This is a genomic window from Acinetobacter sp. TG2027, from assembly GCF_000302435.1.
GTDB classification, from domain to species: domain Bacteria; phylum Pseudomonadota; class Gammaproteobacteria; order Pseudomonadales; family Moraxellaceae; genus Acinetobacter; species Acinetobacter pittii.
In genome coordinates, this window is record NZ_AMJN01000008.1 from 190,036 (window position 1) to 211,116 (window position 21,081).

Here is a 21,081-nt window from a genome sequence, read left to right on the forward strand (position 1 = left end):
TAGTTTCACATTTAGCCCAAGTTCAACTTGGGCTTTTTTGTATTTCTATTGGCAAAAATCATCACCTGACTGGTGCGCTTATCGTCATTGCGTTGCCTTTTAAAACCAGTACACTCAAAACACAACAAAGTTTAAGTAATAAAAAAGGAACTGTTATGAGCGAGGCTTATATTATTGATGCCATTCGCACCCCACGCGGAAAAGGAAAAAAAGATGGCTCTCTTTATGAAGTAAAACCAATTACATTACTGACGACCTTATTAAATGAATTACAGCAGCGCCATCAACTCGATACGTCTAAAGTCGATGACATTGTTTTGGGCTGCGTAACACCAATTGGCGATCAAGGTGGTGATATTGCCAAAACTGCAGCGATTGCAGCAGGTTGGAATGATGATGTTGCTGGGGTGCAAATCAATCGCTTTTGTGCATCAGGCTTAGAAGCAGTCAATATGGCAGCAATGAAAGTCCGCTCTGGTTGGGAAGATTTAGTGGTTGCTGGTGGCGTTGAATCAATGTCACGCATTCCAATGGGCTCGGATGGTGGGCCGTGGGCATTAGATCCAGAAACAAATCTTAAGTCATCATTTGTTCCACAAGGTATTGGGGCCGACCTCATTGCAACCTTAGATGGCTATAGCCGTGAAGATGTTGATAATTTTGCTGTAAAGTCACAGCAAAAAGCGGCGGCGGCTCAATCAAATGGTTATTTCGACCAATCAGTTGTGCCAGTAAAAGATCATGCAGGTGTGGTGATTTTAGAGAAAGATGAATTTATTAAAGGCAATACCACACTCGAAGGTCTAACGAAGCTCAACCCAAGTTTTGAAATGATGGGACAAATGGGCTTTGATGCAGTTGCTTTACAAAAATATCCAGAAGCACAAAAAATCAATCATGTTCATCACGCAGGTAACTCATCAGGTATTGTCGATGGGGCAGCTGTAGTTTTATTAGCTTCTGAAAAAGCTGTCAAAGAACAAAATTTAAAACCACGCGCTAAAGTTTTGGCGACTGCATTGGTTGGTACCGACCCAACCATCATGCTGACTGGCCCTGCGCCTGCTGCACGTAAAGCTTTAGAAAAAGCTGGGCTTACGATTGATGATATTGACCTATTTGAAGTTAATGAGGCATTTGCGGCAGTTGTTATGCGTTTTATTAATGAACTCAACGTCCCAGCTGAGAAAGTCAACGTAAATGGCGGTGCGATTGCTTTAGGTCATCCATTAGGGGCAACAGGTGCCATGATTTTAGGTACTTTACTTGATGAGCTTGAACGACAAGATAAAAAGCGCGGTTTAGCGACCCTCTGTGTTGGCGGTGGGATGGGTATTGCCACCATTATTGAACGCGTATAAAAATTAGGGATATAGAAGATGAGTGCAATTCAATACGAAAAAAATGCCGACAATATTGTCATTTTAACGCTTGATTCAACCGGTCAATCTGCAAACACCATGAATGCCGAGTTTCGTGACTCGCTCGATGAAGCGACTCAGAAACTTAAAGCAGAAACAGAACTTTCAGGGGTTATTTTCCGCTCGGCTAAAAAAACTTTCTTCGCAGGCGGCGATCTAGATGAACTAATTCAAGTTCAGCCTGAACACGCAACTGACTTTTTCAACATGGTTGAAAAGCTAAAAGGTCATTTACGTACAATTGAAACACTAGGGATTCCAGTGGTTGCAGCATTAAATGGCACAGCACTTGGCGGTGGTTGGGAAATCGCCTTAAGTTGCCATCACCGTATTGCAATCAATGACCTGAAAAGCAAATTTGGCCTACCAGAAGTCACTTTAGGTTTGTTACCAGGCGGCGGCGGTATTGTGCGTATGGTACGTTTGCTTGGGCTTCAAAATGCATTTCCTTTCTTAATGGAAGGCAAACAGTTCGGTGTTGATAAAGCAAAATCTTTAGGTTTAATTCATGACACTGCCGAAAATGATCAAGAGCTTTTAGATAAAGCAATTGCTTGGATCAAGGCCAATCCAAAATCTCAACAGCCTTTTGATGTAAAGGGCTACAAAATCCCGGGTGGTGATCCAAAAACTCCAGCAGTTGCACAAGTTCTTGCAATTGCACCAGCCATGTTAAAAGACAAGACCAAAGGTTGTTACCCTGCCCCTGAAGCGATTATGGCTGCCGCAGTTGAAGGCGCTCAAGTTGATGTCGATACTGCACTGCGTATTGAGTCTCGCTACTTTACTCAGCTTACCACAGGCCAAATTTCTAAAAATATGATCGGCACGTTCTGGCATGGTCTAAATGCAATTAAGTCTGGTGCGAGCCGCCCTGCCGACGTTGCAAAATGGCAAGCCACGAAAGTGGGTGTGTTGGGTGCAGGCATGATGGGTGCAGGCATTGCTTATTCAACAGCCATTAAAGGCATTCCAGTTGTACTTAAAGATGTATCTGTTGAAAATGCTGAGAAAGGCAAAGCATATTCTCAGAAATTGCTAGATAAACGTGTTTCACAAGGCCGCATGACGGCAGAAAAACGTGATCAGGTTTTATCGCTCATTACGGCTACAGCTTCTGCTGAAGATCTTCAAGGTTGTGATTTAATTATTGAAGCCGTATTTGAGAATCAAGAACTCAAGGCGAAAGTCACTCAAGAAGCCGAGCAATATCTAGCACCTAACGGTGTGATGGCATCAAACACCTCAACCCTGCCAATTACAGGTTTAGCGCAAGCAAGTAAGGATGATAAAGCTTTTATCGGTCTGCATTTCTTTAGCCCTGTCGACAAAATGCAGTTGGTTGAGATTATTAAAGGTAAAAACACCTCCGCAGAGACACTTGCCAAAGCTTACGACTTTGTACAACAAATTGGAAAAACACCGATTGTTGTTAATGATAGCCGTGGTTTCTTTACCAGTCGTGTGTTTGGTACGTTCATTCAAGAAGGTATGCGCTTGCTTGCCGAAGGTGTCCACCCAGCGCGTATTGAAATGGCAGCACTGAAAGCTGGTATGCCAGTTGGCCCCCTCGCTATTCAAGATGAAGTATCTTTAACATTAACCGAACATGTTGCCAGTGAAGCACGCAAAGCTCTTCAGGCCGAAGGAAAAGATTTACCTAAAACTTCTGTAGATGAAGTGGTTCACACCATGATTCATGAGTTAAACCGTAAAGGTAAAGCTGCTGGAGCTGGTTTTTATGAATACCCTGAAAATGGTAAAAAGCATCTATGGGAAGGCTTAAACCGCTGGAAAAAAGATCATGATATTTCTGAACAAGATATGATTGATCGCATTCTGTTTGTACAGGCCTTAGATACCTTACGTTGTTATGAAGAAGGCGTATTGGAGTCGGTAATTGATGCCAATGTCGGTTCTATCTTTGGGATTGGTTATGCACCTTGGACTGGAGGAGCAATTCAATTCCTAAATCAGTATGGTACTGATAAAGCACAAAAACGTGCCGAAGAATTAGCTGCCAAATATGGTGAACGTTTCACACCGCCTACGTTACTAAAAACCAAAGCTGAGCAGAAACAAAATATTCAGTAATTTAGTCTTATTGAATATTTAAAAAACTGCATAAACCTTACCCATATAAATATATTTTATTTATATGGGTTTTTCTTTATGACCTTTAAGATTTCAGCCCCCTGCCTAAATATGCTATAAATAGACTTCATTTTTGTGCTTCTACAGCACATTCGAGAAATTCTTATGTCCGATAAAAATTCTTCCGAGTCAGCAATTTTAGGCTGGAAATTTGTTCTGATCGTTGGTGTTTTAAGTGCAATTTTCCTTGGCTTTTTCTATTTAGCAATGAGTAATGAACCTGACTATATGCCAGGTGCACAGCGCAAAGCACAACAAGAGCAAATGCAGCAAAAGGCTGAGCACTCTACAAAGCAACACGCTCAACATAGTGACAACATGCCTGAAATGGATATGCAAGAACATAAGCAATCAACTCAGTAATCAGATATTTTTCAAATGACAGATTTTTCCCGCAACGCACTGGTTGTAGAAGGTGGAGGCATGCGCGGCGCCTTTACCAGTGGTGTACTTGACGCGTTTTTACAACAACAGTTCAACCCATTCGATTTATATGTTGGCGTATCATCTGGTTCAACCAATGTCGCTAACTACTTGGCAGGTCAGCAAGGCCGCACTCTAACATTTTATATTGATCATTCACTGCGCCCTGAATTTATCGATTACAAACGCTTTTTTAAAGGCGGCGACTTACTTGATTTAAAATGGATGTGGGAAATTGGTGAAAAAGAACATCCACTTGATCAACAGAGTCTTTTTGCCAAAAATCCTGATTTTTATATGGTGTTGACGCATGCCAAAACAGGTCATGCAGAATATCTTCGTGCGGGTAAAGATAATTTACTCAATGCGCTTCGAGCTTCTAGCTCAATTCCAGTTTTAACGCGTCATCCCGTCGATATTATGGGTGAACCTTATTTTGATGGTGGTGTTGCAGATGCCCTACCCGTTCGCTGGACGGCTCAGCAAAGTGGCGTCAAAAAACTGTTAGTTTTACGTACTCGTCCGAAAAACTATTTCAAAGCAAGTAGTCGAGGTGATCAATTCCTCGCAAAATATGCGTTTAAACATCATTATGGTTTCGCTAGTAGCTTGCGTAGCCGCTGTGCTCGTTATAACGCTTCGGTCGATTTTGTTCGTGGTGAAAATCCAGACCAGCAAATTTTAGAAGTGTGTCCACCGCCTCTTAAAAATATGGCTGGCCGTTTAACTACCAATCCCAAAAAGCTTCGCTACAGTTATGAAGTCGGTTTAGAAACTGGCTTACAGGCCATCGAAAGCTGGCATGCAATGAAATAAATCTAAATTGAGACTTCTAAAAAGAAGTCTCAATTTAACTTCAAAACCATATCAATATGTGGAATGCCACAGTCTTCGTAAACTTCACCTTGCACGTGAAAACCTAAAGCTTTATAAAAGGCTGTTACATAGGTTTGTGCTGAAAGCTTTAAGTAAGGCAATTTATGATGACGCGCATATTCAATAATATGCTGCATTAAAATTTTACCAATACCCTGCTTTCGATAAGGCATTAAAACAGCAACACGCCCTACGCTATGCTGTGGCAACAAACGTGCTGTAGCAATAGGCTGCTCTTTGTCATAGACAATAAAATGTAGAACTGTGGCATCCAAGTCGTCCCATTCATCTTCAGGTGCAATTCCCTGTTCTTGGATAAAGACTTGTTCACGGATGTATTTGGCATCCTTCTCAAGCTGTTCCCAACCACCCTCTACAATTTTATACATCCATTCACCTTCCTAGCACTTACAGCCAATATTTTCGATCGGCAACTGATCTTGTAACAACAATTCCAACGTTTGTTTTTTAATACCATACATTTCTTTCAATGCTTGGATTTGAGCCATAATCTTGGGATCAGGTTGTGAAACATTTCTGCGTTTTGTTGCCAAAATCATTTTATTTTTGCTGGTATGTTCAAGCGATACAAACTCAAAAACTTTGGTTTCATAACCATACGCCTTTAAAAGTAATGCACGTAAAGTGTCGGTCAACATCTCGGCTTGTTGTCCAGCATGAATACCAAACTGTAGCATTGGCTGTAAAACTTCTGGGCTATGTAATTGAGGGCGTAACTCTTTGTGGCAACATGGTGCACACATAATCATCGAAGCGTTTAAACGAATTCCGGTATGAATAGCAAAATCAGTCGCAATATCACACGCATGTAAGGCAATCATAACGTCCAGCTTTTCTGGTTGATAACTACGAACATCGCCTTCAAAAAAGTCTAGATGATTGAAATTAACTTTGTTTGCAACGTTCTGGCAAAATTCCACCAAATTACGACGTAGCTCTACACCAGTAATCAATGGTGTTTTCTGCTGTTGTTGCAGATAATCATACAATGCAAAAGTTAAATAACCTTTCCCCGAGCCAAAATCAACAATGCGTAACTCTTGTTGAGACGCATCAATCTGTTCGTAGGCACTCGCAAAAATTTCAATAAATTTATTAATCTGTTTCCATTTACGAGCCATGCTTGGAATGACCTGAGCTTTTTCATCAGTAATACCCAGCTCTTTTAAAAATGCATTGCCCTGCTGTACATAGCGCTGCTTTTCACGGTCATGTGCCTGAACCGTTTGTGTCGTATTTACGGCCTGCTTTTTACCCATATTTAATATGGCTTTTTTCTTATTTTTTTTTAGTTGAATTTCTTGAGTGGTTGAAAATAAGTTTGCTTGCTTACACTGTGTGATTAATTGCTCAATCTGTTGCAAACCTTCTTGAAATGAATAGTTTTTAGTCACATCTTGGGTCGTATGATGGTATAGAGCTGAAAGCTGTTTTTGTCCATGTAGCTCTACAACGCGGAAAGTAATTTTTTCCAGCTGCGCCAACTCTCCCTTATATTGGCTCAAGATCAAACGCTCAAAAGCTTGTTGGTCAAGCATTTGCTTGATTTCATGAAAGAATTGCTGTTCTTGCTCAAAGGAGAAAACCGACACGGATATACCTGAAAAATTGAAGACTCATATAAAATAGAAGTTTAAAGGGTCTAGGATTAAAAATAAAATAACTTTACGACTGTTTTGTATTTCTATACATTTGTATTTTTAATCAAAAAAATTAAAGTTATGAGTAAATCTGTGTTGGAAACTTATGATCCAAAAGAAGAACTATTTAATGCCTATAGTCATGGTGCTGGTGTTGTTATGGCAGTTGTAGCTTCTATCTTTTTAATTATAAAGGGATCTTATCTTTCAACTGCTCAGTGGGTGGGTTTATGGGTATATTCATTTAGCCTAATTTTAGTTTTTACCAGTTCTACACTCTATCATTTTGCTCAAACACAAAACCTACGCTACTGGTATAAAAAACTCGACCACACTGCTATTTATTATTTAATTGCGGGAACATATACCCCGTTCTTAAGCATTGCTATACCTACGCAAAAAGCTCATATTTTACTTATTGCTCTATGGAGCATTGCTGCAATTGGTACACTTTTCAAGTTAGTTTTTATTCATCGTTTTCAGAAAATTTCGCTACTTGCTTATGTTCTTATGGGTTGGCTTGCTGTATTTGTTATGGATGATATGCGCACCTATCTAAGTAAAGACGCGTTGATTTTGTTAATTATTGGCGGATTAGCTTATACGGTTGGAGCATTGTTTTACGCGTTAAAAAAGGTAAGATATACCCATGCGATCTGGCATATTTTTGTGCTTTTAGGTGCAGGGGCACATTTTCTTGCAATCTATTGGTACGTAGTTTAGTCCATTTTTCACTCATATTCAGTGATCCTGAAAGAGTCATGGATGATGTTCTTTCACGCTATTCTTTGAGAAAAATACGTCTTTAAAAAGAGTAGTCATTAAAAATAAATTTTAACGGATATAAGGACTTATATGGAGTCAACTTCTGCGACTGCTGCTCCTGTAGTAGCCACTAATTCAAAAACACGAGTTTTGTTTGCAAGCTTAGTCGGTACAACCATTGAGTTCTTCGACTTTTATATCTATGCAACAGCTGCCGTGATTATCTTTCCTCACCTATTTTTTCCTGCTAGTAGTGGCAGTGCCGCAGTCTTACAATCTCTGGCAACCTTTGCAATTGCCTTTATTGCTCGTCCTATCGGTGCCGCATTATTTGGCCATCTAGGAGACCGTATCGGTCGTAAAGCAACTCTAGTTGCAGCTTTACTGACCATGGGTATTTCAACCGTATGTATTGGTTTACTTCCAACTTATGCTCAAATCGGAATTATCGCACCATTACTATTAGCTGTTTGTCGTTTAGGACAAGGCTTAGGTTTAGGCGGTGAATGGAGCGGCGCAGTATTATTAGCGACTGAAAATGCCCCAGAAGGTAAAAGAGCATGGTACGGGATGTTTCCACAGCTAGGTGCTCCAATTGGCTTTATTCTGGCAACAGGTTCATTCTTATTATTGAGTGCAGTTATTCCTGAGCAAGCATTCATGCAATGGGGTTGGCGTATTCCATTCATTGCCAGTGCTGTATTGGTTATTGTTGGCTTATATATCCGTTTAAAACTTCATGAAACTCCAGCTTTCCAGAAAGTCTTAGATAAGCAAAAAGAAGTTAATATTCCATTTAAAGAAGTTTTAACCAAACATACTGGTAAACTTATTCTTGGTACAGTTGCAGCAATCTGTACCTTTGTTGTGTTCTATCTTACTACCGTATTTGCCTTAAACTGGGGAACCACAAAGCTTGGGTATGCGCGTGGTGAATTCTTAGAACTTCAACTCTTTGCCACACTTTGCTTCGCCGCATTCATTCCTTTATCGGCTATTTTTGCAGAAAAATTTGGTCGAAAAACAACTTCTATTGGCGTTTGTATTGCTGCTGCGATTTTCGGCTTGTTCTTCTCTAGTATGTTAGAGTCTGGAAATACTTTAATCGTTTTCCTTTTCTTATGTACTGGCTTGGCAATTATGGGCTTAACATATGGTCCAATTGGTACAGTTCTTTCTGAACTTTTCCCAACTTCAGTTCGATATACAGGTTCAGCATTAACTTTTAACTTGGCTGGTATTTTTGGTGCATCCTTTGCCCCACTGATTGCGACTAAGCTTGCTGAAACTTATGGTTTATATGCAGTTGGTTATTATCTGACTGCTGCATCACTTTTATCATTAGTTGCGTTCTTACTCATTCGTGAAACAAAAAATGATGATGTAAATAATCAGATTTAAAGTTTTAAAGACACCCCCATAAAAAAGCCAGTTCAATTTGAACTGGCTTTTTATACGTATATGAATTAGTTCATTGATGCAGGATTTGCTGGAGCAACACTATTTGTTGCAGCTGGCGCTGTTACATTGCTTGCTGCAACTGCTGCTGGTCCTGCTACAGCTGCTTCACCGATTAAAGCAACTTTTGCTTTTTCTTGGCTTTTTGCAGAGAGAGCTGGGTTGCTTGCCACAATTCGATTAATGTTTGCTGAGTTTGCCGGAGCAATCGCTGTAGTTTGTAAGATAATTGGGCGATTACCTGTGTTACCCAACGTATAGCGAATACCTGTACGTGGACTAATCACTGTAGTATTTTCTTGCTTCACTACAGCTTGAGCCGAAGTTGGGCCTTTTGCTGCAAGTACTTTGTCAACCGTTGTCGTTTGAGGGGCTGAAGCTGCTTCTGCTGCAAAAACAAAACTTGGTACAGCAAGAACAGTTAAAAATAAAGGTTGTAATACTTTTTTCATTGTCTTTCCAACATACACTCTGGATGAGAAGTAAATAGCATTTAATGCTTAAAACTGCAAACATTATTCACAGGCTTACTACAAACATAAAAAAAGCAGAACAATTGTTCTGCTTTTTTTGAGAAGGCAGATTAGATCTTACCGTGACATTGCTTATATTTTAGTCCTGAACCACATGGGCATGGGGCATTACGGCTTTCTGGAACAGGGAAAGCTTGCTGATCGGCAGACTCGTTCATGGTTTCTTGAGAAAGTGTAACTTCACCAGTTAAACCATCTACATCATCATGTTCAAAAGAAAGCTTCATTGATTCAGCTTGCTGCTGTTGTTGAGCTTCCATTTCTGCAAGTTCTTCTGGTGTTGGGATATGTACACGAGACAAATCAGTCACAACATCAGTTTTAATAATACCCAACATGTTTACGAACAGGTTGAAAGCTTCTTTCTTATATTCTTGCTCAGGGTTCTTTTGCGCATAGCCACGTAAGTGAATACCTTGACGCAAATAATCCATTGCAGCCAAGTGATCTTTCCAATGGCGATCAAGAGAGTTTAAAACGAAATGGCGCTCAAGCATTGCTGCAGATTCATCACCCATTTGAGCACGGCGCTGACGATAACGCTCAATCACTTCATCACTAATACGCTCAACCAAACCTTCTTCATCTAAACGACGATCTTGGTCTAACCATTCCTGAACTGGTAGCTCAATACCTAAATCAATACGTAAAGCATTTTCTAAACCTTCCACATCCCACTGGTCATGAATTGACTCTGGTGGAATAAAGTTAGCAATCATGCCTTGCATCACTTCACGATGCATTTCTTCAACGTATTCTTTTAAGGTGTTTTCAGCTAATACTTCATCACGTTGTGAGTAAATGATCTTACGCTGTTCGTTATTCACGTCATCGTATTTCAATAAGTTCTTACGAATATCGAAGTTACGCGCTTCAACTTTACGCTGAGCATTCTCAATCGAACGACTCACCATTTTATGTTCAATCGCTTCGTCCTCTTTCAAACCCATCGCGCGCATCATACCAACGACACGGTCGCCTGCGAAAATACGCATAAGGTCATCTTCAAGAGATAAATAGAAACGAGAAACACCAGGGTCACCCTGACGACCGGCACGACCACGTAACTGGTTGTCAATACGACGTGATTCATGGCGCTCAGAACCAATAATGTGCAAACCACCCGCTTGCAAGACATCTTCGTGGTCCTGTTCCCATTGTGCTTTTAGACGTGCTTCATCTTCTGCAGTTGGGTTTTCAAGTTTGGCAAGTTTCGCTTTCCAGTTACCACCCAAGATAATGTCCGTACCACGACCAGCCATGTTAGTTGCAATCGTTACTGCATTCGGGCTACCCGCTTGAGCAATAATGTCAGCTTCACGCTCATGCTGCTTTGCATTCAATACTTCGTGGTGAATACCAGCTTGCATTAACTTAGAAGATAAAATTTCGCTGGCTTCAATGGTTGCTGTACCAATCAGAATTGGAGCAACACCCTGCCCACGAATATTCATAATTTCTTGAATAATCGCGTTATATTTGCCGTTACGGTTTAAATAAATTAAATCGTTTTGGTCGTTACGAATCATTGGACGGTGAGTTGGAATAATCACAACATCAAGACCGTAAATTTCTTTCATTTCCGCAGCTTCAGTATCAGCAGTACCTGTCATACCTGAAAGCTTTTTATAGAGACGGAAATAGTTCTGGAATGTTGTTGTCGCTAAAGTTTGGTTTTCAGGCTGAATTTCTAAGCCTTCTTTTGCTTCAACAGCTTGATGCAAACCTTCTGACCAACGACGACCCGGCATCGTACGACCCGTATGTTCATCGACAATAACCACTTCACCATCATGAATAATATAGTGAACATCACGTTGGAATAGGAAATGCGCACGAATAGCAGCAGATACATGGTGAACAAGGTTCAGGTTTGTTGCTGAATATAAGCTTTCGCCTTCAGCCAACAAGCCCATCTGAATAAGTTCTTGCTCAACAGTTTCATAACCAATTTCGGTCATTTCTACTGAACGCTGCTTTTCATCAATCCAGAAATGGCCGCCATCTGCTACTTTTTCTTCTTTTTGCGGATGTAATTTAGGAGGAATCTTATTGATTGCACTGTAGAGGTGTGAAGAGTCTTCACTTTGACCAGAAATAATTAATGGTGTACGTGCCTCATCAATTAAGATGGAGTCAACTTCATCGATAATGGCATAGTGCAAACCACGTTGTTTCTTTTCTGCTAAAGAAAACACCATGTTGTCACGTAAATAGTCAAAACCGAATTCGTTATTGGTACCGTAAGTAATATCGGCAAGGTAAGCTGCCGCTTTTTCTGACGGACCTTGCATTGAATAAATTGTACCAATTGATAGACCCAAAAACTCAAATAATGGGCGGTTCAACTCGGCATCACGCTGTGCCAAATAATCGTTCACAGTAATGACATGTACACCTTGGCCACTCAAAGCGTTTAAATAACACGCCAGAGTACCCATAAGGGTTTTACCTTCACCAGTACGCATCTCGGCAATCTTACCTTCATGTAAGGTAATACCACCAATTAACTGAACGTCATAGTGACGCATACCCATCACACGCTTAGCAGCTTCACGACAAACTGCAAACGCTTCTGGAAGTAATTTATCTAAACTTTCGCCATTATTATAACGTTGTTTGAATTCTGGAGTTTTTGCAGATAAGTCTGCATCGCTTAAAGCTGATATCGTCGGCTCGAGCGCATTGATTTGCTCAACAATTTTGCGCATGCGTTTGAGTTCACGCTCATTTTTTGTACCGAAGATACCTCCGATCAGACTTGCCAACATGGATAAACTCTCTAAATCTTGCTTGGTCAAATGAATAAACTTTTTCTCAGTCGTTTATTATGGTGCCAGAAATTTGAAGTACAAGGGGTTTGCACAAAACCCCTAAAAAAAATCTGATAGTTAGACGAATGGTTTTTTCATTCATCTAATCTCCCCTTAATGTGCCGAGCACCAAAAACACACCATTAACGCTCATCTATTAAGCATAACTTCCGAGAAATCTAATTTAGCAAATTTACCTTAAAGTTACATTGATTAAGCACTTAAAATAATGAGTTTTAGTCATATATATTTACACTTATATAAAAATTTCATAATAAAATATAAAAACAATAATTTTAATCATAAAGTAAATGCTGCATATTCATTCAATCGAATAACAAATTATGAGCAATTGAGGAAATATCATGACACTACGATTAGGAGACACTGCCCCCGATTTTCAACAAGAATCGAGCGAAGGCCCAATTAATTTTTATGATTTTTTAGGGGATAGTTGGGGAATCTTATTTTCACATCCAGCCGACTATACGCCAGTATGTACAACAGAGTTAGGTTACACAGCAAAATTAAAAGATGAATTTACGAAGCGTAATGTTAAAGCGATTGCTTTGTCTGTAGATGATGTAGAGTCTCATAAAGGTTGGATCAACGATATTAATGAAACACAAAACACAACTGTAAACTTTCCAATCATTGCAGATAAAGATCGTAAAGTATCTGAGCTCTATGGCTTCATTCACCCTAATGCCAGTGAAACTCTAACAGTGCGCTCATTAGTGATTATTGATCCTAACAAAAAAGTTCGCTTAATCATTACCTACCCTGCTTCGACGGGCCGAAATTTTAATGAAGTCTTACGTGTTGTGGATTCATTACAATTAACAGATAAACATAAAGTCGCTACGCCTGCGAACTGGCAGCAAGGTGAAGATGTCGTGATTGTGCCATCACTTAAAGATGAAGAAGAAATTAAACAACGTTTCCCTAAAGGTTATACGGCTGTTAAACCTTATTTACGCCTCACGCCACAGCCTGAAAGCAATAAAACCGACTAAAGGTTTTATTGCTTGCAAGACAAACGCAGTGCGTAGGCAAGCATCTGAAAAATTCCTTACAAGACAAGCGAAGCGCGTAGGCACATTTAGATTAAATATCACACCCGAAAAAGTCATCCGTAGTGATGGCTTTTTTATTTATGTATTGAATACTCATGGTTTTTATTGTTTAGATCAGTTATAACTCGAAACGATTTGGTAAAAAAATAAAAATCATGATCTATAAAATTCATCATTTAAAGTGTGGCAGTATGTGCCCAGTTTGTGCCCCCTTATTTGGACAAAAAGGCTTCCGAGCTGAAGTAATCTGTCATTGTCTTTTAGTTGAAACTGATCGAGGCTTAGTGCTTATCGATACTGGCTTTGGCTTGCAAGATTACTTACATATGAAGCAGCGCCTAGGCTCATTAGTTAAACGCTTAGGCAATATTGAGCATAATATTGAATTTAGTGCGATCCAACAAATCCAAAAGCTCGGGTTTAGTCCCAAAGATGTACAGCATATTTTTGTCACTCATCTTGATTTCGACCATGCTGGTGGTATCTCAGATTTTCCTCATGCCACAGTTCATGTTTTAGCAGCAGAATACAACGCTGCCCAACTTCCAAATTTTAAAGGCAAACTTCGCTATAGAACCAATCAATATAAAGATCATCGGTATTGGAACTTCGTTGAATATCAAAAAGGTGAAGCATGGTTCAACCTCGAAAAAGTTAAAGGTTTTCCGCTGTTTCAAGATGAAATTTTAATGATACCGCTGTTAGGACATACAGCTGGACATTGCGGGATTGCCATAAAGCAACAAAATCAATGGGTATTATTTTGTGGAGATGCCTACTACTCACACCTAGAGTTAAACCCTAAAAATAAATTAAGATCACTTGGTCTGGTGGAAAAAACATTTGCAGAAGATAATGAAAAGCGTCTTTTTAACCTCAAGCGTTTACAGCATTTAGCTCAACATGAACCCAAGATTGAAATAATTTGTGCTCACGACCCTGATGAGCTGAAACGGTATCAAACATGAAGAAATTATCGCTCCTTACACTTGCCATCTGTATAAGTTTACAAGGGTGTATGCAGCACGAAAGTATCGCCCATGAGCATCGACCACAAGATTGGGGAAGCTTAGTTTCTCAGACTCATAACTTTTATCAAATTAGTAATGATGTTTATCGCAGTGAACAACCTGATACTGCAATGATTTCTGAATTAAAGAATCATCAAATTGGAACGATCATTAATTTAAGAGCCAAAGACGCAGATAGTTTAGTTTTTAAAAATGAAAATTTTAATCTTGTACATATTCCTATTAACACTTGGGCAATTGACCGACAAGACCTCCTAGAAGTCATGCAACAAATCAAAATTGCCAAGCAGAATGACCAGCGCGTTTTATTACACTGCTACCATGGTTCAGACCGTACCGGCGCCAGCGTTGCCATGTATCGCATTATTTTTGAAAATTGGGCAATTGATGATGCGGTTAAGGAAATGAAACAAGGGGGTTACGGTTATCACATTATTTGGAAGAACATTGACCGTTTATTTACACCTGAAAATGTAAAATGGATTCAACAGCAACTGTCGAATCCATCTTAGTGACATCTTGAGTGGAGTTTTAATCTGGTTAACGTTGGTCTAACGGCACCCAGTCAATCACCCACGCTGATTTCATGTTTAAACTTGAATCAGAAGTAATTTTCTTACGAGCAGCATCTGCTGTATCACGGTCTTTTGCAGGTCCAACCATAATACGAATCCCCTTACTGGTTGGGCTTGTAGTGACCTTATAGCCTTTAGCTCGTAATTTAGAAACAACTGCATCTGCATTTGCTTGGTTAGCAGCCAAAGCGACTTGAACCATCCACTTTTTATCGCCATTTTCAAGCAGTTCACGTGCTTTTTCAGCTTCAGCTTTTTTCTCAGCTTCAGCTTTTCGTTTAGCATCAGAGGCTTTTTTATCAGCTTCTACTTGTCGTTTGGCTTCAGCAGCTTTTTTGTCTGCTTCTGCTTGGCGTTTCGCTTCTGCAGCCTTTTTATCAGCTTCTGCCTGTCGTTTAGCTTCAGCTGCTTTCCTGTCTGCTTCTGCTTGGCGTTTTGCTTCAGCGGCTTTCTTGTCTGCTTCTGCTTGACGCTTAGCATCAGCCGCTTTCTTGTCTGCTTCTGCTTGGCGTTTTGCTTCAGCAGCTTTTTTGTCTGCATCTATTTTTGAAGTATCAGTTGTTTTATTCACCGTATTGGTTTGCTGGTTTTTTGCTTTCGCCTCACCCACTAACTCCGGTGGAATATTATCTGAACTTTCTTGAGCCGCTGTACGGCGCGCATTAATCGCAGCGTACTCTGCTGCAGCTTTACGAGCAGCATCAGCTTCAGCTTGCTGCTGCATTGCTAAGAACTCAGCTGCACGTGCTTCTTGTTCAGCAACGGCCTTTTCACGCGCACGACGCTGTTCTTCTAGCAAACGTTTTTCAGTTTCAACATCAACCGCAAGCGGTTGTAGTTGTACCATTTGCCCTTCAGTTGTCTGTTTTGGTTTAGTTTGAGTTTTTGGCGATGTGGATGCGGATGCGGATGGTTGAGCTTCAACCTGTTTTATTTCCTCATTTCCTTTTAGAAGTAATGCTGCCAATAAAACACCACCTCCTAGTAAAACAACGCCACCCATCCAGCGTTGTTTGTTATTCATTGACATTCTTCCAAATACTCCCAAATCGCTTCTAAAGTATGAAACGAACCACAGGCCAAAATCAGCTGATTGTTATTTGTTTGCTCAAGCGCTGATTTAAAAGCCTCTTTGATATTGCCATATTGTTGTACTGTCTGGCCTTGCAAGGCATCATTGAGTTGCTGAATCGGTGCAGCACGCGGCACATTCAATTCAGCAATTTTCCAATGTAAAACAGTAGGTTTCAATAAATCGACTACTGATTTTATATCTTTATCTGCCAGCATTGAAAATACTGCGACAACTTCTGTGTACTGTTTATTGTATTCTAAGAAATTTCGCAATTGCTTTAACAAAAATTCAACACCATGTGGATTGTGCCCAGCATCAAAAATGACCGTCTTCCCATCCACTTGACGCTGTTCAAAACGCCCTGCTAAGCGAGCAGATTGAATACCTTTTTCTAATGCTGACTGAGAAATTTCAAGTCCGCTATTTAAAATGGCCGCAACTGCTCCTGCAATATTTTCAATCGCTAATGTACCTAAAGGAAGTTTTAAAGTGGTTCCTTCCGAAGCAAAGTACCAGTTTTGTCCATCTTCTGCGAGCTTATAAAAATAATCACGATTAACGGTATATAAGTCTGCTTGTGAACTTTGCGCTTTATCTTGAATTGCTTGCGGTAATTGTTGCTCACCCGCGAAGATAACCGGAATATATGGACGAATAATGCCTGCTTTTTCAAAAGCAATTTTTTCGATGGTATCGCCTAGCCAATCTGTGTGATCTAGGCCAATATTAGTAATTACTGCAATGTCGGGGTCAATCACATTGACGACATCTAAGCGCCCGCCCAAACCAACTTCGAGCACCCATATATCACATTGTTGTTGTTTAAAAATAACAAAAGCAGCCAAAGTGGTTGCTTCAAAAAAAGATAAGCTTAAATCACAATCGCGACGAGCCTGATCGACTTGAACAAAAGCATCAATCAGACTTTGATCATCGACTTCAACTCCACCTAACTTAACTCGCTCATTAAAGCGATAGATATGCGGTGACTGATATAACCCAACTTTATAACCCTGTACGTTTAATATCGCAGCCAGTGTGGTTGTGGTTGAGCCTTTACCATTCGTTCCGGCTACTGTAAAAACTTTAGCATTAGGCTGAGTTACACCCAGCTTTTCTGCAACAGGAATTACACGTTCCAGACCAAGATCTATCCCTGTAACGTGAACATGGCTCCAATAATTGAGCCATGTATCTAAAGAGTCTATTGAAAGTGGAGCTTGTTGGTTCAAGGTAAGTTCATCAATTTCGATACAAGTCGAGATACAGTATCACGTAAAGCATGACGATGAACAATCTGATCGATTACACCATGATCAAGCAAATATTCAGCACGTTGGAACGGTTCTTCAAGAGTTTCACGTACAGTCTGTTCAATTACACGCTTACCAGCAAAGCCAATCATCGCTTTAGGTTCAGCAATATGAATATCACCCAACATTGCTAAAGAAGCTGTTACACCACCATACACAGGATGTGTTAACACAACGATATATGGTAAGCCAGCATCTTTTAATTTTTGAATCGCAGCAGAAGTACGCGCCATTTGCATAAGCGACAACATACCTTCTTGCATACGCGCGCCGCCAGAAGCTGCGAAACAGATTAATGGCTGACGTTTTTCAATTGCAAGCTCGGCAGCCTTTACAAAACGGTCACCGACAACTGTACCCATTGAGCCGCCCATAAAGTCGAACTCAAAAGCACATGCAATCATATCTACGCCATTTAAGTTACCTTGCATGGCAATTAACGCTTCCGTTTCACCAGTTTTGCTTTGCGCTTCACGCATACGATCTGGATACGGTTTAGAGTCGACAAACTTTAATGGATCTTTAGCAGTAAATTCTTGACCCAATTCAGTTACAACATTATCGAAGAACCAGTTCAAGCGGTCACGAGCTTTCATTCGTAAATGTTCGTCGCATTGCGGACAAACATATGCATTGAAAGAAATTGCTGTACGTGTCACTAGTGCATGACATTCAGGGCATTCAATCGTTGGCTCAGTAAATGTTGCTTTGAGAATTTGTTGCTCATCTGCGACTTCAATACCTGGAACCGGACGTTTTGTCCATGGTGTCGAAGGGCTAAGAACTTTCCCTGGTTTCACTTCTTGATTCATACTAACTCATCGAGCGCTGCTCGAAGCTCCTTGACTTTACTCACCGTCTGTTCAACAGCGTCATCCGCTGCCAACGTTGCAAAATTTTTAACGAAAGCACTACCTACAATCACGGCATCAGCAACATTACCCATTGCTTTTGCTGAAGCAGCATCACTAATACCAAAACCAACACCCACTGGAATATTAGTGGCATTTTTGATTTTTTGAATACGCGCAGCAGCTTCTGCCGTATCAAGTGTTGCTGCTCCAGTTACACCCTTAAGTGAAACGTAGTAAATAAAACCACTTGCCTGATTAGTCACATGTTGAATACGTTGATCTGTAGAAGTTGGCGCAAGCAAGAAAATTTGGTCCATATCATGTTGTTTCAACACAGTACCAAACTCTTTTGACTCTTCTGGTGGTAAATCCACAAGTAATAAGCCATCTACACCACATTGTTTCGCATGAGAAACAAACTTCTCGTAACCAATCACTTCAACCGGATTCAGATAACCCATTAAAACAACAGGTGTTTCCTGATCCTGCTCACGGAACTCTTTTACCATGTTGAGTGCATCCAACGTGTTAGTCCCTGCCGCAAGCGCACGTTCAGCTGCAAGCGCAATTACCGGACCATCAGCCATTGGATCTGAAAATGGTAAACCAAGCTCAATGACATCTACTCCTGCCGCAACCATTTTATGCAGTAACGGAACCGTTACTTGTGGCTGTGGATCACCCGCCATAACATAAGATACAAGCGCTTTACGTTGTTGGGACTTAAGCTTTTCAAAACGGGTGGCAAGACGTGACATAGGGTTGTGCTTTCCTTGAATTATTTAAAATTGAGGAGTTGTTTGTAGAAATACAAGAACATCGCATTTTAACGCTATTTTTTGTCCATTGAACAGGTCTAACGTTATGGCGATATTCGATTGTATGATTCATACAACCCATGGTGTACATTTATCAATATTTTGAAACTTTTCTCAATGATCAAAGCTTCCTATTTTCGAGCCATTATTAGATTGCCACCCGATCAAAAAATCACCACACAAAACTTATTTCTCAATATTTTTATTGGCGAGTTGTAATTCCCTTTTCCGCGTGAGTAAAGTTTGTCCTGTCAAATTTTTATGAGCACGCGCAAGTGCCGACTGATCCGAATATCCCAACTGTTCAGCAATTGTAGTGAGGCTTTCATTTTGGTGAAGTAATATTTCACAGCGTTTCATGCGTTCAGTATCTAAAATTAATTTAAATGAAGTATTTAATGACTGTAATTGACGCTGCAAGCTACGTACTGAAATATTCAACTCGATGGCAATATCCTCTATTTTAGGGGCTTGTTGCTTGTGTTTGAAATATTCATGAACAATCCAATGTATTTGCTGAGCTAAATCTGTATGTATTTTCCGCTGAGCCAATGCCTCTTCTGCTTGTTTCACTAAAAGTTGCATTAAGCTAGGGTCTGCATGTCGAGGACGAACATTCAATCCCTCACTTGCAAAAGTTAATGCATAGTAAGGTTGCTCAAATGATAATTTGCATTGAAAGAAACGCTGATAGTGAACTAATGGGCCACGTGAGCGGTGTACGAACTCAACATGCTGCAAGAGAAAATCATGGAAAGGAGCAATTTGTTTAGCAAGCTGCACCATAGCAGCTAAAGTCAGCTCACAAAGTATGATATTACTGGCATCAACTAACGGCCAATACAAACGAATGTTAGAAGCATCTTGTTCAACTTGCATAGGCACGACTTGCTCACCGTCAATCACGAGACGATGAAATTTCATGACATATTCAAGAACCTCTGAGAAGCTGCCACTTCGAGAAGCCATGTATCCCAGTACACCAAAATTGGCAGGTGTAATACAAGTTGCCATTTCTAGGGCTAAATTAGAAACTTGTAGACGAGACTCTGTCAGCTCTAAAAGTTCAAGAAAAAAGTTTAAAGAAGATTGGGCATCAATAGATGAAGCTAAAATATTTTGAACTTGACGGGCCTGAACATCTGTAAGGTTTAATGCATGCCAATCGATTCCTTTTTCTTTTAGATAAGTATTCCAAAGATAAAAATAACCATTTGAAATCGTAAAATCCTGCATGGCTCATCCTTTTTTTAATGCCATCTTGTCGCAAACTGTATAAAAATTGGCAATAACTGTCAAAACAAAGCCGACTATTAGCGACATACTAATGAACATGTTAGATGCGAGAAATAAAAATATGAACGCACATGTTTCTTATCAGGTCGAGCCAGTGGTTCGTAAAGATCTGGATTTTCATTTAAACGAAGCGCCTCGCTTTTGGTTTAATAATGATCCTTTTTTGACTCGTATGTTTGATGCGCTCAGCTTAACCTTTCCAGATGGAGAGCGTTATTTTATTGAATGTGTCCGTATGTTCCGAGACAAAATTGATGATCCCGAACTACAAAAACGGGTTGCGGACTTTATTAAACAAGAAGCTCAACACGGTATTGCTCATGACAAAATGAATCAGCTCATGAAAGAGCAAGGCATGCCTGTTGACCAGTTCACAACCACACTTAAAAGAATTTTTCGTTTTGAACTCACCAAACGTTCACCGCAATACAATATTGCAATGACGGCGGCAGCTGAACATTTAACAGCGTTAATGGCGGAAACTTTTTATAGCAATAAAAAAACTTTGGAAAATGCTCACCCCTATGTTCGAGCGCTATTCGCGTGGCATGCCATTGAAGAGATGGAGCACCGCGATGTTGCTTTTGATGTCATGAAACAAGTAGGTGAAGTTCCTGAGTCGACTCGTCGTTTTGTATTGGTTCTTACGACAGTACTAATGTTTGGCTTTACACTCTATCGCACCAACATCATGTTGAAATGTGATGGCTTTAGTCCAAGAGAAAGACTCTTGATGAACCTTAAAGGTTTACCTTGGTTCTTCGGCAAAAATGGCACATTAACTGCCATGAAAAGCCAATATTTAGATTGGTTTAAAAAAGACTTTCATCCAAGTCAGCATCCAGTCATTCGTCAATATCCTGTTTGGATTGAAACACTCGAAAAGACAAATGATCCTATTGCAGCTGGTGAGGCATTCTGGCAAGCAGGTTTATAACC

19 protein-coding genes are annotated in these 21,081 nt (G+C 40.2%); 10 read left to right on the forward strand and 9 right to left on the reverse strand.

The features are described 5' to 3' along the window. Nucleotides 1-155 precede the first annotated feature (155 nt). The 4 genes from B806_RS0103960 to B806_RS0103975 all read left to right on the forward strand — a co-directional run bounded on the left by B806_RS0103960 (nucleotide 156) and on the right by B806_RS0103975 (nucleotide 4,814). Nucleotides 156-1,361: an acetyl-CoA C-acetyltransferase gene (locus B806_RS0103960; RefSeq protein WP_005064279.1), complete on the forward strand. Its 1,206-nt coding sequence runs from the start codon at nucleotides 156-158 to the stop codon at nucleotides 1,359-1,361. Between the two features lie 18 nt (nucleotides 1,362-1,379). Then, a complete protein-coding gene (locus tag B806_RS0103965) occupies nucleotides 1,380-3,515 on the forward strand; it encodes a 3-hydroxyacyl-CoA dehydrogenase NAD-binding domain-containing protein (protein ID WP_017402641.1) in 2,136 nt (711 codons plus the stop codon). Between the two features lie 165 nt (nucleotides 3,516-3,680). Next, nucleotides 3,681-3,938 (forward strand): hypothetical protein, encoded by a 258-nt coding sequence (locus B806_RS0103970; protein ID WP_017402642.1) that lies wholly within the window; start codon nucleotides 3,681-3,683, stop codon nucleotides 3,936-3,938. A gap of 15 nt (nucleotides 3,939-3,953) precedes the next feature. Beyond that, the gene (locus B806_RS0103975) at nucleotides 3,954-4,814 is read left to right on the forward strand and encodes a patatin family protein (RefSeq protein ID WP_017402643.1); all 861 of its coding nucleotides are present in this window, start codon (nucleotides 3,954-3,956) and stop codon (nucleotides 4,812-4,814) included. 29 nt (nucleotides 4,815-4,843) lie between these two features. Here B806_RS0103975 and B806_RS0103980 read toward each other — a convergent pair whose 3' ends face one another. Together B806_RS0103980 and B806_RS0103985 are read right to left on the reverse strand one after the other, a co-directional pair. Continuing rightward, nucleotides 4,844-5,263: a GNAT family N-acetyltransferase gene (locus B806_RS0103980; protein ID WP_017402644.1), complete on the reverse strand. Its 420-nt coding sequence runs from the start codon at nucleotides 5,261-5,263 to the stop codon at nucleotides 4,844-4,846. A 12-nt stretch (nucleotides 5,264-5,275) separates the two neighbouring features. After that, a complete protein-coding gene (locus tag B806_RS0103985) occupies nucleotides 5,276-6,487 on the reverse strand; it encodes an SAM-dependent methyltransferase (protein WP_017402645.1) in 1,212 nt (403 codons plus the stop codon). 129 nt (nucleotides 6,488-6,616) lie between these two features. On the opposite strand from B806_RS0103985, the gene B806_RS0103990 reads away from it, so the two are divergent. After that, nucleotides 6,617-7,258 carry a hemolysin III family protein gene (locus B806_RS0103990; protein ID WP_031944657.1) on the forward strand — a complete coding sequence of 214 codons (642 nt, stop codon included), beginning with the start codon at nucleotides 6,617-6,619 and terminating at the stop codon, nucleotides 7,256-7,258. Nucleotides 7,259-7,390: 132 nt separating this feature from the next. Then, nucleotides 7,391-8,701 (forward strand): MFS transporter, encoded by a 1,311-nt coding sequence (locus tag B806_RS0103995; protein WP_005072730.1) that lies wholly within the window; start codon nucleotides 7,391-7,393, stop codon nucleotides 8,699-8,701. Between the two features lie 65 nt (nucleotides 8,702-8,766). Here the strand turns inward: B806_RS0103995 and B806_RS0104000 are convergent, their stop codons facing one another. Both B806_RS0104000 and secA read right to left on the reverse strand, forming a co-directional pair. Continuing rightward, nucleotides 8,767-9,210, reverse strand: coding sequence for a hypothetical protein (locus B806_RS0104000; protein ID WP_002116535.1), 444 nt, complete (start codon nucleotides 9,208-9,210; stop codon nucleotides 8,767-8,769). Between the two features lie 131 nt (nucleotides 9,211-9,341). After that, entirely contained in the window at nucleotides 9,342-12,062 is a 2,721-nt protein-coding gene (gene secA, locus B806_RS0104005) for a preprotein translocase subunit SecA (RefSeq protein WP_017402647.1), read from the reverse strand. Nucleotides 12,063-12,469: 407 nt separating this feature from the next. Here secA and B806_RS0104010 point away from each other — a divergent pair, with 407 nt between their 5' ends. The 3 genes from B806_RS0104010 to B806_RS0104020 all read left to right on the forward strand — a co-directional run bounded on the left by B806_RS0104010 (nucleotide 12,470) and on the right by B806_RS0104020 (nucleotide 14,723). Beyond that, nucleotides 12,470-13,120, forward strand: a complete 651-nt coding sequence (locus tag B806_RS0104010; RefSeq protein ID WP_005309671.1) for a peroxiredoxin — start codon at nucleotides 12,470-12,472, stop codon at nucleotides 13,118-13,120. Between the two features lie 215 nt (nucleotides 13,121-13,335). After that, a complete protein-coding gene (locus B806_RS0104015; RefSeq protein ID WP_079380925.1) occupies nucleotides 13,336-14,148 on the forward strand; it encodes an MBL fold metallo-hydrolase in 813 nt (270 codons plus the stop codon). After that, complete coding sequence (locus B806_RS0104020) at nucleotides 14,145-14,723, forward strand: dual specificity protein phosphatase family protein (RefSeq protein WP_017385613.1); 579 nt, start codon at nucleotides 14,145-14,147, stop codon at nucleotides 14,721-14,723. Before B806_RS0104015 ends, B806_RS0104020 begins: the two co-directional genes overlap by 4 nt. Before the next feature lie 28 nt (nucleotides 14,724-14,751). Here the strand turns inward: B806_RS0104020 and B806_RS0104025 are convergent, their stop codons facing one another. From B806_RS0104025 to B806_RS0104045, 5 genes are all read right to left on the reverse strand, one after another. After that, the gene (locus B806_RS0104025) at nucleotides 14,752-15,816 is read right to left on the reverse strand and encodes an SPOR domain-containing protein (RefSeq protein WP_031944496.1); all 1,065 of its coding nucleotides are present in this window, start codon (nucleotides 15,814-15,816) and stop codon (nucleotides 14,752-14,754) included. Beyond that, nucleotides 15,807-17,093 carry a bifunctional tetrahydrofolate synthase/dihydrofolate synthase gene (gene folC / locus B806_RS0104030; RefSeq protein ID WP_017402648.1) on the reverse strand — a complete coding sequence of 429 codons (1,287 nt, stop codon included), beginning with the start codon at nucleotides 17,091-17,093 and terminating at the stop codon, nucleotides 15,807-15,809. The genes B806_RS0104025 and folC overlap by 10 nt, the downstream gene beginning before the upstream one ends. After that, nucleotides 17,090-17,986 carry an acetyl-CoA carboxylase, carboxyltransferase subunit beta gene (gene accD / locus B806_RS0104035; protein ID WP_002116475.1) on the reverse strand — a complete coding sequence of 299 codons (897 nt, stop codon included), beginning with the start codon at nucleotides 17,984-17,986 and terminating at the stop codon, nucleotides 17,090-17,092. Before accD ends, folC begins: the two co-directional genes overlap by 4 nt. Then, nucleotides 17,983-18,786, reverse strand: coding sequence for a tryptophan synthase subunit alpha (gene trpA, locus B806_RS0104040; protein ID WP_017385616.1), 804 nt, complete (start codon nucleotides 18,784-18,786; stop codon nucleotides 17,983-17,985). Before trpA ends, accD begins: the two co-directional genes overlap by 4 nt. Before the next feature lie 246 nt (nucleotides 18,787-19,032). Continuing rightward, complete coding sequence (locus B806_RS0104045; RefSeq protein ID WP_017385617.1) at nucleotides 19,033-20,082, reverse strand: AraC family transcriptional regulator; 1,050 nt, start codon at nucleotides 20,080-20,082, stop codon at nucleotides 19,033-19,035. Nucleotides 20,083-20,203: 121 nt separating this feature from the next. On the opposite strand from B806_RS0104045, the gene B806_RS0104050 reads away from it, so the two are divergent. Next, entirely contained in the window at nucleotides 20,204-21,079 is an 876-nt protein-coding gene (locus B806_RS0104050) for a metal-dependent hydrolase (protein ID WP_025465958.1), read from the forward strand. Nucleotides 21,080-21,081: the final 2 nt, after the last annotated feature.